Annotated in this window: 12 protein-coding genes; 1 reads left to right on the plus strand and 11 read right to left on the minus strand. The window is 66.2% G+C overall.

Going from position 1 to position 14,011, the window contains the following annotated elements; all coding sequences use genetic code 11:
- Positions 1 to 108: 108 nt before the first annotated feature.
- The 11 genes from ftsZ to ACQY5B_RS15020 form a co-directional block, all read right to left on the minus strand.
- Positions 109 to 1,719, minus strand: a complete 1,611-nt coding sequence (gene ftsZ, locus ACQY5B_RS14970; RefSeq protein WP_305970477.1) for a cell division protein FtsZ — start codon at positions 1,717 to 1,719, stop codon at positions 109 to 111.
- A gap of 488 nt (positions 1,720 to 2,207) precedes the next feature.
- The gene (ftsA, locus tag ACQY5B_RS14975; RefSeq protein WP_420324653.1) at positions 2,208 to 3,536 is read right to left on the minus strand and encodes a cell division protein FtsA; all 1,329 of its coding nucleotides are present in this window, start codon (positions 3,534 to 3,536) and stop codon (positions 2,208 to 2,210) included.
- The gene (locus ACQY5B_RS14980) at positions 3,533 to 4,534 is read right to left on the minus strand and encodes a cell division protein FtsQ/DivIB (protein ID WP_420324652.1); all 1,002 of its coding nucleotides are present in this window, start codon (positions 4,532 to 4,534) and stop codon (positions 3,533 to 3,535) included. The genes ftsA and ACQY5B_RS14980 overlap by 4 nt, the downstream gene beginning before the upstream one ends.
- Complete coding sequence (locus ACQY5B_RS14985) at positions 4,522 to 5,442, minus strand: D-alanine--D-alanine ligase (RefSeq protein ID WP_420324651.1); 921 nt, start codon at positions 5,440 to 5,442, stop codon at positions 4,522 to 4,524. Before ACQY5B_RS14985 ends, ACQY5B_RS14980 begins: the two co-directional genes overlap by 13 nt.
- Before the next feature lie 182 nt (positions 5,443 to 5,624).
- Positions 5,625 to 6,548 (minus strand): UDP-N-acetylmuramate dehydrogenase, encoded by a 924-nt coding sequence (gene murB / locus ACQY5B_RS14990; RefSeq protein ID WP_420324650.1) that lies wholly within the window; start codon positions 6,546 to 6,548, stop codon positions 5,625 to 5,627.
- Between the two features lie 101 nt (positions 6,549 to 6,649).
- Positions 6,650 to 6,895 (minus strand): DUF2484 family protein, encoded by a 246-nt coding sequence (locus tag ACQY5B_RS14995; protein WP_420324649.1) that lies wholly within the window; start codon positions 6,893 to 6,895, stop codon positions 6,650 to 6,652.
- 28 nt (positions 6,896 to 6,923) lie between these two features.
- Positions 6,924 to 8,153, minus strand: a complete 1,230-nt coding sequence (locus ACQY5B_RS15000) for a hypothetical protein (RefSeq protein ID WP_420324648.1) — start codon at positions 8,151 to 8,153, stop codon at positions 6,924 to 6,926.
- Positions 8,154 to 8,326: 173 nt separating this feature from the next.
- A complete protein-coding gene (murC, locus tag ACQY5B_RS15005) occupies positions 8,327 to 9,733 on the minus strand; it encodes a UDP-N-acetylmuramate--L-alanine ligase (RefSeq protein WP_420328640.1) in 1,407 nt (468 codons plus the stop codon).
- Positions 9,734 to 9,859: 126 nt separating this feature from the next.
- Entirely contained in the window at positions 9,860 to 10,969 is a 1,110-nt protein-coding gene (gene murG, locus ACQY5B_RS15010; protein ID WP_305970470.1) for an undecaprenyldiphospho-muramoylpentapeptide beta-N-acetylglucosaminyltransferase, read from the minus strand.
- 96 nt (positions 10,970 to 11,065) lie between these two features.
- The gene (locus tag ACQY5B_RS15015) at positions 11,066 to 12,235 is read right to left on the minus strand and encodes a peptidoglycan glycosyltransferase FtsW (RefSeq protein WP_305970469.1); all 1,170 of its coding nucleotides are present in this window, start codon (positions 12,233 to 12,235) and stop codon (positions 11,066 to 11,068) included.
- A 151-nt stretch (positions 12,236 to 12,386) separates the two neighbouring features.
- Positions 12,387 to 12,695: a hypothetical protein gene (locus tag ACQY5B_RS15020; protein WP_305970468.1), complete on the minus strand. Its 309-nt coding sequence runs from the start codon at positions 12,693 to 12,695 to the stop codon at positions 12,387 to 12,389.
- A gap of 137 nt (positions 12,696 to 12,832) precedes the next feature.
- Between ACQY5B_RS15020 and ACQY5B_RS15025 the strand changes: the two genes are divergently transcribed.
- The gene (locus tag ACQY5B_RS15025) at positions 12,833 to 14,005 is read left to right on the plus strand and encodes a BaiN/RdsA family NAD(P)/FAD-dependent oxidoreductase (RefSeq protein WP_420324647.1); all 1,173 of its coding nucleotides are present in this window, start codon (positions 12,833 to 12,835) and stop codon (positions 14,003 to 14,005) included.
- Positions 14,006 to 14,011 lie beyond the last annotated feature (6 nt).

The raw sequence follows: 14,011 nt of genomic DNA on the forward strand, positions 1-14,011 counted from the left end.
CACGCGCCCCGAACATGAAATCGCCCCCTGCAGCGGCAGAGGGCGATCTCACGAGGTTTGGAAATTTCAGCAGGCAGTCGGACCCGCTGCTGAAATTCCGGGCTTGGTTCAGTTGGCCTGGCGGCGCAGGAATGCCGGGATCTCGATCCGGTCGTCCTCTGCCTCGGGCTCGTGGTCATGGACCGGAGCCGGGCGATGCGCCTGCACCGGCGGCTGGGCGCGGCGCGGCTGTTGCTGGGCTGCGTGCTCGCCGTGGCCGGTCATGCGACCGATCAGCGAGTTGACGCTGAAGCGCGATTTTTCCTCGGCCGGCGCCGGTGCGGGCTGCGGCGCGGGGGCCTCCTGCTGCACCTCTTCGCGGGTCCGGGCTGCTGCGGCCTTCAGCCGGTCCAGCGTCGCCGGGCTGGGCGTGCCGGGGGCTGCGGGGCGCGGTGCCACGAAGTCCTGCGGGTCGGCCTCGATCGTGTCCGGCGCCGGGCGGAACTCGGCAACCTGCGGACGGTAGGCCGGCGGCGGCAGACCGTCGTCGGCGGCCGGCTCCTCGATCACTTCGTCATAGTCGCGCGATTGCACAGGCTCCGCGTGCTCGTGGCTGTCCATCTGGCCGAACAGCGAGGGTTCCGGCTCGGGCGCGCGTTCGGCAGCCACCGGCTGCGGTTCGGGCTGCGGCTCGGGTTCACCGGCGGGGGCCGAAGTGCCGCCCAGCGGCTGCGACAGCTTGCGGCGCGGCACGGGCACGTCGTGCACATTCTCGGTGGCGTCGATGCCGGTGGCGACGACCGAAACACGCATCTGGCCGGCCATGCTGTCGTCCAGCGTCGAACCGACGATGATGTTGGCGTCCGCGTCCACTTCCTCGCGGATGCGGTTGGCCGCCTCGTCCAGTTCGAACAGGGTCAGGTCGTGGCCGCCGGTGATGTTGATCAGCACGCCCTTGGCGCCTTTCAGGCTGATCTCGTCCAGCAGCGGGTTCGCTATAGCCTTCTCGGCCGCCTGGACCGCACGATCTTCGCCGTCGCCCTCGCCGGTGCCCATCATGGCCTTGCCCATCTCGTCCATCACCGCGCGGACGTCGGCAAAGTCGAGGTTGATGAGGCCCGGGCGCACCATCAGGTCGGTCACGCCTTTGACACCCTGGTACAGCACGTCATCGGCCATCGAGAAGGCCTCGGTAAAGGTCGTCTTCTCGTTCGCCAGGCGGAACAGGTTCTGGTTCGGAATGATGATCAGCGTGTCGACGACCTTCTGCAGGCTCTCGACGCCCGCTTCGGCCTGTTTCATCCGCTTGGCACCTTCGAACTGGAAGGGCTTGGTCACGACACCGACGGTCAGCACGCCCAGCTCGCGCGCGGCCTGCGCGATGATCGGGGCCGCGCCTGTCCCGGTGCCGCCGCCCATGCCGGCGGTGATGAAACACATGTGTGCGCCGGCCAGGTGGTCGACGATCTGTTCGATGCTCTCTTCGGCCGCGGCGGCGCCGACACTGGCGCGCGCACCGGCGCCCAGCCCCTCGGTCACCTTGACGCCCAGCTGCACGCGGCTTTGCGACATGCTCTGTGCCAGCGCCTGGGCATCGGTGTTCGCGACGACGAAATCGACGCCCTCGAGCTGTTTCTCGATCATGTTGTTGACGGCATTGCCGCCTGCCCCGCCGACGCCAAAGACCGTAATACGGGGCTTCAGCTCGTCTTGCCCGGGCATCGAAAGGTTCAGTGCCATGATATGTCCGCCTGTCTTTTTTCCGGTTTCAGGCCTGTGCACGGCCTGTTCCCTTGAATCCTACCGTTTGAGGCCCCGTCCGTCACGCGAAAAACGCAAAAAAGCCACAAAATATGGCCAATTTTACGGCTCAATTCCGCCGATATCGGAGATATCCACATATCTGGTGTTGACCACCAATTCCGGCGCAAAATACGACACCGGGCACAGGGCTGGTCCCTGCGCGGTTTCATGTCTCTACAATGTCCGGAGCGCCTGCCCGACCCTCCTGGCGCCTCTTATCCACGGGCACCTGTGCATAACCTAACGCGCCCCGAAAGCGCTGTCACCCGCGAAATCGCGCGCGGACCACAGAATTCCCGCCCCTTGCGAACCGGATGTCTTCGGCGCCTCCAGAAGCTACGAAACAGGCGCAGCCTGTCCCAAGGGTCGGCGGGCGGGCGCCTTTGCGGCGCAAGCCGCAAACAGTCCCGTCCCGGCGATCCCACTCACCAATTGTCGCGGAACCACTGCACCGCCCGCTTCAGCGAGCGCGCCGGCAACCGGTCCACCGGGATCTCAAAATCCCACCATTCGTCCTGTGGATGCGCCGCGAACAGGCACAGGCCCACCGCCGTCGCAAACCCCGGCCCGGTCGCCGCCTGCGGCAAGCCGTGCACGCGCAAGGGACGTCCCAGCCGGACCTGCTGGCCCAGGATCTTCGAGGCCAGCCCGTCCAGCCCCGGGATCTGGCTTGCCCCGCCGGTCAGCACGATCTGCTGTGACGGCAGGTGATCGAACCCCGCCGCATCCAGCTGCACCCGCACTTCCTCCAGGATCTCCTCGACCCGCGGGCGCATGATGCCGATCAGCTCGGCGCGGCTCACGGTGCGCCGGTCGTGTTCCCAGTCGCCGGTATCGCCGCCGATCTCGATCATCTCTCGGTCGTCCATGCCGGTTGCCACCAGCCCGCCGTAAAAGGTCTTGATCCGCTCCGCCGTCGCCATCGAGACCTTCAGCCCCTGGCTGATGTCGCGGGTGACGTGATCGCCGCCCATGCGGACGGAATCCGCGTAGATCATGTGTTTCTTGATGAAGATCGACACGCCGGTCGCACCGCCGCCCATGTCAATGCAGGCCGCGCCCAGCTCCTGCTCGTCCTCGACCAGCGCGGAGATGCCCGAGACATAGGCCGAGGAGGCCAGCCCCGCCAGTTCCAGGTCACAGCGCTTGACGCAATGGGCCAGGTTCTGGATCGCCTGCGCCTCGACCGTCAGCATGTGCATGTCGCAGCCCAGCTCGTTGCCGATCTGCCCGCGCGGATCGATCAGCCCCGAACGGTGATCCAAGACAAAGTTCACCGGCTGCGCGTGCAGCACCTCGCGTCCCGGACCGAAATCCGGCACGTCGCAAGCCGACAGAACACGGGCCACGTCCTGTTCGTCCACCGTCGTGCCCATGACCTCTGCCTTGCCGGCCAGACCATAGGACCGCGGCTCGGCACCCGAAAAGGCCGCGATGACATGATCCACCCGGATGCCGGCCATCTTCTGCGCCGCCTGCACGGCGGTACGAATGGCGCGCTCGGTGGCGCCCATGTCCTGCACCTCGCCGAAACAGACCCCGCGCGAGCGCGTCGTCGCCGCGCCGATCACGCGGAACCCGGACTGCCCCGCCAGCGACCCGATGCCGTCGTCCGACGGGTCCGACCCGTCAAAGCGCAGCACGAGACAGGCCACCTTGGACGATCCCACGTCCAGGATCGCCACCACGCCGCGCTGCATCGCCGCGCGCCGCATGTTCCGCATCGCCCTTTGTGACTCGTACAGCTCGATCATTGTTTGACTTCCCTACCCGCCTCGATCGCCTTGATGCGCCGCATCTCCTGTGCGGCTGCATCGGTCATTCGTATCGTCGGCCGCCGTGGCAACCGCAGGTCGACCGCGACCAGGTCGCGCGCCAGAAGGTCGACGCCTTCCGTCACCGCCATCGCGATCACCTGTTCCAGAACCCGTTCCGCCCCCTTCTCGGGCAGCATGATGCGCTGACCACGGTCCAGCACCACGTCCCAGCGCCGGGCGCCGATCCGCTCGAACCCGCGCAGCCGGTCGCGGATCGGGCCGGTCAGCGCGTCCATCCGCAGGGCCTCTTCGACGGCCAGCGCCATGCGCGCCTGCGCCGCCTCCGCCAGTTCTGCCTCTTTCTCGGTGCGGTCCGACGCGGGCTTTTGCAGCGCCGCCGCCGCCTCGGGCCGCAGGATGTCCCCCGCGATCACCGGCAGGTCGGCGAAATCGGCGCGATGCTCGGCCCGCGCAACAAAGATCCCGCCTTCGTCCAGCAGGTCCACCCCGGCAGCGGTTCGCCACAGGACCACCGGCTGCCGCTGTACCACGTCCACCTGCAGCACCCCGCCCTGGCGCACGCGCACCTCGGCGGATTTCACCTCGTCCAGCGCGACAACCCGGCGCTGGAGCCGGTCCAGGTCCATGTCGAACGAGCTGATCGGGAAATCGATCGGCAATTCGGCCCGGATCATGTCGATCAGTGCCTCGTCGGCCCCGTCGACCACCATCATGCGCACCTGGAACTCCGGGCGGTTCTCGACCGCGGCCCGCACCTCCGAGATCATCAGGTTGAAATCCTCGCGGTTCTCCTCGACCGAGAACCAGGCCGCCCCGGCACCGGCGCACAGCGCAAATGGCAGGAGAACCCGCAGGGAAAAGCGAAAGAACGGCGTCAGCATCAGCCGTTCGATCCGGTATTTCAGCCGCGATGCCCGGGGATCCAGCCGGGCCATCTGCGGATCGTCACCCTCGCGGAACTCTAGCGATCGCATGAGGCATCCTCCACCATCCAGGCACAGAACTGGCCGAAGGTCATGCCGATCAACCCGGCGTGCTCGGGCGACAGCGAGGTCGGCGTCATCCCCGGTTGCGTGTTGGTTTCCAGCAGGATCAACCCGTCCATGCCCCGCGCCTCGTCCCAGCGGAAATCGGTCCGCGTCACGCCCCGGCACCCCAGTGCCCGGTGCGCGCGCAGCGCGTAGTCCAGGCAGGCTTCGGTGATGTCCCCAGGGATGTCGGCCGGACAGACGTGGCGCGATCCGCCCGCCTTGTATTTGGCGTCGTAGTCATACCAGCCGTCGGTCACGATATCGGTCACGCCCAGCGCCCGGTCGCCCATGACACTGGTCGTCAGCTCGCGCCCGGGCACAAAGGCCTCGACCATGACCACCTCGGGCATGGTCGCGGCCAGCACCGGCGGGCCGTTGGCCTCTTCATGTACCAGGTAGACCCCGACCGAGGACCCCTCGTTGTAGGGTTTGACGACGTAGGGCGGCGCCATGACGTGGCGCGCCTGCACCTCGTCGCGCCCCGCCAGCAGGCTGTCCGCCACCGGCAGCCCGGCGCTGCGGTAGACCTCCTTGGTCTTTTCCTTGTCCATCGCCAGGGCCGAGGCCAGCACACCGGAATGCGTGTAGGGGATGCGCAGCCATTCCAGCAGACCCTGGACACAGCCGTCCTCCCCCCAGCGCCCGTGCAGGGCGTTGAACACCACGTCCGGTGCGGCCTCCTGCAAACGCGCAGCCACGTCCGGCCCCGCGTCCAGTTCGATCACCTGATACCCTTCGCCCCTCAAAGCGGCGGCACATTCCCGTCCGGAAACCAGCGAAACCTCGCGCTCTGCCGAGGGTCCGCCTTTCAGCACCACCACTTTCGGGAGTGTCCTGCTCGACATCCCCAAAACGCCTCAACTGCCCGGGGGCACCGCCCCCAATTACGAACGAAGGACAATGCCCCCGCCCCAATGCGCGGGGTTCGCCCCCGTCGCCTTTATCTGCCGCGGGTGATCCCGCAATAATTCGTGCAACCTGCCTGTGGTCGCCGGGCCCTGCTCTTGATCTTGTCGTTTAACGGAGGCCCAAATCAGCGCGCCGGCTCACCGACCCGCATGATTTCCCAGTCTAACTCTATTCCAGAGTGTTGGAAAACCTTTTTTCGCACTTCCTCGCCCAGCCCCTCCAGTTCCGCCGCCGTCGCGCCGCCGGTGTTGACCAGGAAATTGGAATGCTTGGGCGACATCTGCGCCCCGCCCATCGTGGCCCCCCGCATCCCGGCCTCGTCGATCACCTTCCAGGCCTTCAGGTCATGGCTGTCATCGGCCCGCCCGGTCGAGGAAAACCCGGCCGGGTTGCGAAAGGTGCTGCCGGCGGTGCGGTCCTTGGTGGGCTGCGTCTCGTCACGCTTTTTCAGCTGGGCCGCCATGCGCGCGGCCAACGCCTCGGGATCGCCTTTCAGCCCGTCGAACACCGCCTCGACCAGCACCCAGCCTTCGGGCAACTCGCTCTGCCGGTAGGCCAGGTTCAGATCCGCCGCCGGGATCGTCACCAGATCGCCCGCCCGCGTCACCGCCCGCACCTCGACCAGGTGATCGGCAACATAGGTGCCGTAGCAGCCCGCGTTCATCCGCACGGCGCCGCCGATGCTGCCGGGGATCGTGCGCAGGAATGTCAGGTCCACACCCGCCTCTGCCGCGCGCTTGGCCACATGCGCATCCAGCGCCGCCGTCCCCACAGTGACCCGTGTGCCCTCTACCAAGATCCCGTTGAACCCGCGCCCGAGACGGATCACCACCGCCCGCAGCCCGCCATCCCGGACAATCAGGTTCGACCCAACGCCCATCGGAAAGACCGGCACCTCTGCCGGAAGATCCGCGAGGAACGCCCGCAGGTCGTCCAGGTCGGCCGGTTGAAACAGCCAGTCCGCCGGCCCGCCCACGCGCAGCCAGGTCAGTTCGCTCAGGTTGCGGCCCGGCGTCAGCCGGCCGCGCGGTTCGGGAAGCTCTGTCATGGCAAGGGTGCTAGGCCGCGCCGCGCCGTTCCGCAAGGGGTCAGCTGCGGTCCGTCGCCCCCTCGGCCCTGAGCCGCCGGGCAAATTCGTTCCGACCCGCCCTACCGTGCGGCCTGCCGCACCCAGCGGAACAGGTAGCGCAGCGGCCACCGCAACATGCTCATCCCGGCAAAAAGAACAAAGAACCCGACCCAGGGGCCATTCTGATAGGTGACATAGCCGACCAGCGGCACACCCAGAACAATCAGCACATAGGCGCGCGTCCAGTGATTGTCGCGCGACGGTATCATCGCAAGCACATTGGCCAGCACGGCCCAGGCACAGGCGAGGATCAACGATAATGACATTGTCTTCCCTCCGTGCCCCCCAGAGGTTTCAACAGCTTGCGCCCTTTTCCGCCGCCGCACAACCCCCGGGAAAGATGCAATTGCAGGAAAAAGGGGCGCGGGCACACCCCGTTTCTATCAGAAGGTCAACTGCGCCAGGTGCTGAGCGAATGCCAGGACGCGACCGCCAAGTCCGGTCGCCGTCTCGGCAAAAAACCAACACCCCACCCCGCGACACCCATTTCGCACCCTCTTCGCCAAGCGTCTTGGCCGCCGTGATCACGAAAGCATCGGAGACTTTCCCACAATAGGTCAGAACCTTGGCAACCGCATCCAAGAGGTATTGCCCCGCGCGTGCCAAGGCGGACGGATCAGGAACCGGCTTTTCCAATTCGTGCTCAACCGCCTTTAGCGGCTCCTCCAACGGCGCTAGGGCCGAAACCTGCGCGACGGCGTCATCGACGAGTTTCGGCGGTTGGTTGTGCGACCGTTGCCGCAACGAGGCCACCTCTGACTGCGCCCGCGCCAAGTCCGCCCTCAGCTCGCGCGTCTCCAAAAGCAGACCAAACCGCTCTTCGATCCTGGCAATCGCCGCGGCCACCTTGTCCGGATCGTTCCACGTTTCCTCGTCGATCCCCTTGACAATGGCCAGCAGCAGTTCCGGATCTACCGGTTGCCCGCTCTTGGCCCCCTCCCACCAGCGACGCCAGAACTCCCATCGCGCGGGCGGGTCGGCGTCCCAGAGCGCCAGCATTTTGGCCTCGGTCTCCACGAACCATTCCGGCAAGCCCTCAGGCCACAGGTCAAGGCCCAGCAGATCGGCCTCCGCTTCTAAAAAGACGGCGTCGGCGGCTGCGGCGGCGAGTGTGGCCGTGATGGCATGGGCGGCGTCGGCAGCGGCGAAGGCGGCGTCGGCGCCTGTGGTAATGGTAGTGGTAGTGGTGGCCGTGGAAGTGACGAGGGTGACATCGGCAGAGGCGGAAGCAGGGGTGGCGAGGGCGGCGTCGGTTGTGACGGCGGCGTCTGCGAGGGCAGCGTCGGCTTCTTCCTTTATATCGGCGGTTGGCCATGTTCCCGCAACCGCTGATATCAAACCGCAGCGCAGCAGCGGCAGGGCCGTCAAGTCACCTTTCCGCGCCCAATCCTCTCCCATCGCCGCGCCCCAGAGCGGCAGCACCCGCAACGTCGCCCGGTGCGCGATCACGATGGAGTCCCGCCGCGGCCGTTCCCGCAGCCACGCCACCAGCGTCCTTTGGTCCTCGAAGTCTTCGGCCTTCATGCCGCCAGCTTCACCGCTCCCGCGCCGAACCTTAACGACAAGTCCCGCGCCCCCGGCTTCTTCTCTCCCGAAATACTCCGGGGAGTCACAGCTTTGCTGTGACGGGGCAGAGCCCCTCAAGACAAACAGCCCCCGAAGGGGCCATTCTCAAAATCCCAAACGCAGGCCCGGGCTTATCCCGCCGCCTTCTCCAGCCGCGCGGGCAGACCGTTCGCCCAGGCCGAGATCGTACCCGCGCCGAGGCAGACCACCATGTCGCCCGGCATCGCCTGCTCGCGGACCAGCCGCTCCAGATCGTCCTCGTCGCGGATCGCCCGCGCATGCCGGTGGCCGTGGCGCACCAGCCCCGCCACCAGATCGTCGCGCGTGGCGCCCTCGATGGGGTCCTCGCCGGCGGCAAAGACCTCGGCAATCGCCACCACATCCGCCTCGTTGAAACACGAGCAGAACTCTTCGAAGTGATGCGACAGGCGCGAATAGCGGTGTGGCTGGTGCACGGCGATCACCCGGCCCTCGCAAGCCTGCCGCGCGGCCTTCAGCACGGCGGCGATTTCCACCGGGTGGTGGCCGTAGTCGTCGATGATCGTCACGCCGTTCACCTCGCCCACGCGGGTAAAGCGCCGGTTCACGCCGCCGAAATTCGCCAGCGCCTCGCGGATCTCGTCACCGCTCATGCCAAGGTGCCGCGCCACGGCCACAGCCGACAGGGCGTTCGATACGTTGTGATCTCCCGGCATCGGCAGGGTGCAGCCCTCGATCGTCTCGCCGGTCTGCTGGAACACGACGTCGAAATGCGCCACGCCCGCCTTGTAGGTCAGCCCCACCGCGCGCACGTCCGCCTGTGCGTTGAACCCGTAGGTCATCACGCGGCGGTCGCTGATGCGGCCGACCAGCGCCTGCACCTCGGGGTGGTCGGTGCAGCAGACGGCCAGCCCGTAGAAAGGGATGTTCGACACGAAGTCATAGAACCCCTGCCGCAGGTTCTCGATCGTGCCCCAGTGCTCCATGTGCTCGGGGTCGATGTTGGTCACGATGGCCACGGTCGCGGGCAGGCGGTTGAAGGTGCCGTCGCTCTCGTCGGCCTCGACCACCATCCATTCGCCCTGCCCCATGCGCGCGTTGGACCCATAGGCATGGATGATCCCGCCGTTGACCACCGTCGGGTCGAACTTGCCCGCGTCCAGCAGCGTGGCGACCATCGTGGTCGTCGTGGTCTTGCCATGCGTCCCGGCCACGGCGACATTGGATTTCAGCCGCATCAGCTCGGCCAGCATCTCGGCCCGGCGCACGACGGGCAACCCGCGGCGGCGCGCCTCGTCCAGCTCGGGATTGCCCGGCTTGATGGCCGAGGAAATCACCACCACCTCGGCGTTCTCCAGGTTCTCCGCGCTCTGCCCTTCGAAGACATGGGCGCCCAGTTCCTCCAGCCGCCTGGTGATCTTCGAGGACTTCAGGTCAGAGCCCTGCACCTTGTAACCGTGGTTCAACAGCACCTCGGCGATGCCCGACATGCCGATCCCGCCGATGCCGACAAAATGGATCGCACCCACGTCGCCGGGAAGTTTCGTCGCCCCCGTCATGCAGGCCCCCCGCTCAAGCTCCAGATCCTTCATGTCCCGCCTCTCCTTTACCGAGGTTGTTCTTGTCCTGTCCCCGTGGCATTGCCGCCATCGTTGTTTCGGTCCGGCCCGACGTGCCGGCCACGCTCATTCCGTCGTCGCCCTGCCGGCGGCCAGTTCCTCGACCAGCCAGGCCAGGTGATCCGCCGCTTCGGGCTTCGCCACCGACAGCGCCCCGCGCACCATCTGGATGGCCCCGGATTCATTCGACAGGATCGCGTGGATCGACTCTGTCAGGCTCTCAATGGTCAGCTTGCTTTCCGGAATGCGGATCGCCGCGCCGGCATCGACCAGCGCCTGCGCATTGGCCACCTGGTGATCCCCCGTCGCATGCGGATAGGGGATCAGGATCGAGGGCCGTCCGATCACCGCGATATCCGCCACCGAGGAGGCGCCCGAGCGCGAGATCACCAGTTGCGCCTCGCTCATCCGGGCGGGCACGTCGTGAAAGAAGGGCTGCACATCCGCCGTGAGCCCGTGTTCGGCGTAATAGGTCGCCACGCGCTCCTGGTCCTCGTCGCGGGCCTGGTGGCTGACCCGCAGGTTGCCCACCATGTCCAGCGGCAGCGCGGCGATTGCCGGCGGCACCACGTCCGACAGGGTGCGCGCGCCCTGCGATCCGCCGATCACGAGGATCGACATCGGATAGGGTCCGGGCGCGATATATCCCGCCCCGGCCCGTTCGGCCACGGCGCGGCGCACCGGGTTGCCGGTGTGAACGCCCTCGACTCCCTCGGGCAGATCCGTGGGCCAGGTGCCGCAGGCCATGACGTCGACACGGGTGGCGAACCAGGTGTTCACCTTGCCCAGCACGCCGTTCTGTTCGTGGATCATGCGCGGCAGCTTCAACAGCCAGGCGGCGGTCAGGGCCGGCACGCTGGGATAGCCGCCAAAGCCCACGACAACGTCCGGCCGGTCACGCCGCATCCCGAAAATCGCCGAAACCACGCCCGAGGCCAGCCGGAACGGCACCGCCAGCTTGGCCAGCGGTCCACCCCGGTCAAAGGTCGCGGCCGAGACCTGTTCGATCTCGACCCCGTCGGGGAAGGCGCCGGTGTACCGGGCGCCCCGCGCGTCGGTCGACAGCTTGACCCGCCACCCGCGCGCCAGCATGATTTCCGCCAGCGCCTGGGCGGGGAACATATGGCCTCCGGTCCCGCCGGCGGCCATCACCAGCAAAGGCTTGCGCTCGCCCATATTCCAGTCTCCGTCATCGATCCACGCGCCGATATAGCATCCGCGCGCAATCGTCCATGACAAGGGGAATACCGGCAGTTTCCTGCCAATGCGTCCTCATCCGCGCGCCCGTCCCCGCAGGATGTCGCGGATCTCGCCCTGCGGGCGGGTCCGGGTAAAGGCCAGCAGCATCCCCACCGCGATGCCCCCCGCAATCAGAGAAGAGCCGCCGTAGCTGACGAAAGGCAGCGTCATGCCCTTGGCCGGCAGCAGGCGCACCGCCACGCCCATGTTGATCATCGCCTGCACGCCGAACATCGCCGCAAGGCCCGTACCCGCCAGCCGGATAAAGGGATCACGCTCACGCATCAGCCGGACCAGGCTGCGCATGACGATGGCCGCGTAAAGCGTCAGGATCGCCAGCACCAGGATCAGCCCGTATTCCTCGGCCGCCACGGCAATGATGAAATCCGTATGGGCGTCCGGCAGGCTCCATTTGACCTGGCCTTCGCCGACGCCGACGCCAAAGAACCCGCCCTCGCGGATCGCGTTCTCGGCATAGCCCAGCTGCGAGGTCGGATCGACCTCGGGGTTCAGGAACCCGTCAAAGCGCCGCTGGAAGTGTTCGGAATGGTTGTACGAGACCATGCCCGCCAGGACCACCAGCCCCGCCAGCCCGACCAGCAGCAGCATCGGCGCACCGCCGACGAACCACATCACGCCCCACCCGAAAAGGATCAACGCCGCCTGTCCGAAATCCGGCTGCATCGCCAGCATCAGCACGATGCTGACCATGATGACAAAGGAATAGCTCCGCCCCGGGGGGCCACCCAGTTCCTGTCCCGCCGCCATCAGCCAGGCGGTCAGGATCACGAACAGCGGCTTGAGGAATTCCGACGGCTGGATGCTGGCAAAGCCAAGGCTGTACCAGCGCACCGCCCCCTTGCCGAAATCCGTACCCAGCACAGGCAACAGGGCCAGCGCGATGAAGGCCGCGAAAAATCCTAGCACTGCAAAGCGCCGCACCATGACCGGCCCCATCATCGAGACCAGCACCATGACGATCAGGGCAACTCCACCGAAAAAGGCCTGTCGCTGCACATAGTAGAAGGGCGGCAGGCCGATGCGCTCTGCCAGCGGCGGTGAGGCCGCAAGCCCCAGCAAGAGACCGATCCCGAACAGCATGAAAATGCAGGACAAGGTCCACTTGTCCACCGTGCGCCACCATTTCGGCAACACCGGCTCGCCACCCTTCACGGGAACCGTGCCGTAAACCATCTCTGTCATCTGAACACCGCTACTGCCTCGAACTGCCCGGTTTGTCCCGGGTCTGCCGACCAGTGTAGCGCAGATTTTCCGATCAGGCCAAAGGTTTCCGGCGGCTCTTGGGACGATGTGCCCCCACCGACACGCGTCGGCGGGATTTACGCCGCCGCCCTCAGAACCGCGGCCGCCATTCCACGTCCTCGCCCCGCCGCGCCTTCTCGCGCGCCTCTTCCAGCCAGGTCAGGTGCTTGCTGCGGTCGCGCAAGCGGCGCTCGCGCTCCTCCCGGTCGCGCTGGTCGATCTCTTCCAGCGCCTGAACATCCCAGGGAGAGACCAGCCCCGCCACCACCTGCCCGCTGCGCGTGATCAGGAAACGGTCGCCTATCATCTCCAGCTTGCGCAGGTAGCGCGCCATCTCGGCGCGGAACACTCCGGCGGGCACTTCGGTGGCCCTAAACATCATGATCGGTTTGCGTGTCATGCCGCGACCCTGCCCCGCAGATGGTAAACGCGCCCCTTCCTCACCGTGCGCCGCTCGGTTAAGAGCAGGTTACCGCTTTGTACAAAATGCGGAAATCGACGTACAAAACGTACAAAACGTACAAACTCCGGACCCCCATGCACGTCACCACCCTGATCCTTGGCGCCGGCGCCGCCGGCATGATGGCCGCCGCCTTTGCAGGGCCGGACGTGCTGGTCGTGGACCACGCAAAGAAGCCCGGCGAAAAGATCCGCATCTCCGGCGGCGGGCGTTGCAACTTCACGAATATGTACTGTGATTCCAACGCATTCCTTTCCGAGAACCCGCATTTCTGCAAATCCGCGCTGGCCCGCTATACGCAATGGGATTTCCTCGATCTTGTCGGGCGATACGGCATCGCCTGGCACGAAAAGACCCTGGGCCAGCTGTTCTGCGACGGAAAATCCACGCAGATCGTGGACATGCTATTGAAAGAAATGGAAAAATCCGGCGCACAACTCTGGCTGAAGACCGGGATCAAGGAGGTCCGTCATGCCGACGGCCGTTTCCTCACCGTGGTCGAACGCGACGGCAAACCTGTTGAAATCACGTCAGAAAATCTTGTCCTGGCCACGGGCGGAAAATCCATCCCCAAGATGGGCGCCACGGGGATTGCCTATGACATCGCAAGCCAGTTCGGCCACACCCTGATCGAACCCCGCCCGGCGCTGGTCCCGCTGACCTTCGGAGAGCGCTTTGCGCCGCTCGCCGGTGTGTCTACCAACACGCTGGTTTCAAACGACAAAACCAGCTTCGAAGAGGCCCTTCTTTTCACCCATCGCGGGCTGTCCGGCCCCGCCATCCTGCAGATCTCAAGCTATTGGCGCGAGGGCGAAGAGATCACCGTCAACCTCTTGCCCGGACAGGATTTTCCCGAGGTTCTCAAGGCCTGCCGCCAAACCGAAGGCCGCCGTGCGCTGACCACGGAACTGGCCGCGCATCTGCCGGCACGCCTCGTCGAATTTCTGGGGCAGGACATTGATCTGAAAGGGAATATCGCGGATCTCTCAGATCGCCGCATCGCCGAGTTATCGCAGGCCCTGACCGGCTGGCGCCTGAAACCCACCGGTTCAGAAGGCTACCGCACCGCCGAGGTCACGCTGGGCGGGGTTTCGACCGAGGGGATCGACTCCAAGTCCATGATGTCAAAGCATCTTCCCGGCCTCTACATCATCGGAGAGGCGGTGGACGTGACCGGTTGGCTGGGCGGCTACAACTTCCAGTGGGCCTGGGCCTCCGGCGTAGCGGCCGGCCGCCACATTTCCTCCTAACCCACT

It is taken from the genome of Antarctobacter sp., from assembly GCF_965277915.1.
In the GTDB taxonomy this organism is placed as follows: Bacteria; Pseudomonadota; Alphaproteobacteria; order Rhodobacterales; family Rhodobacteraceae; genus Antarctobacter.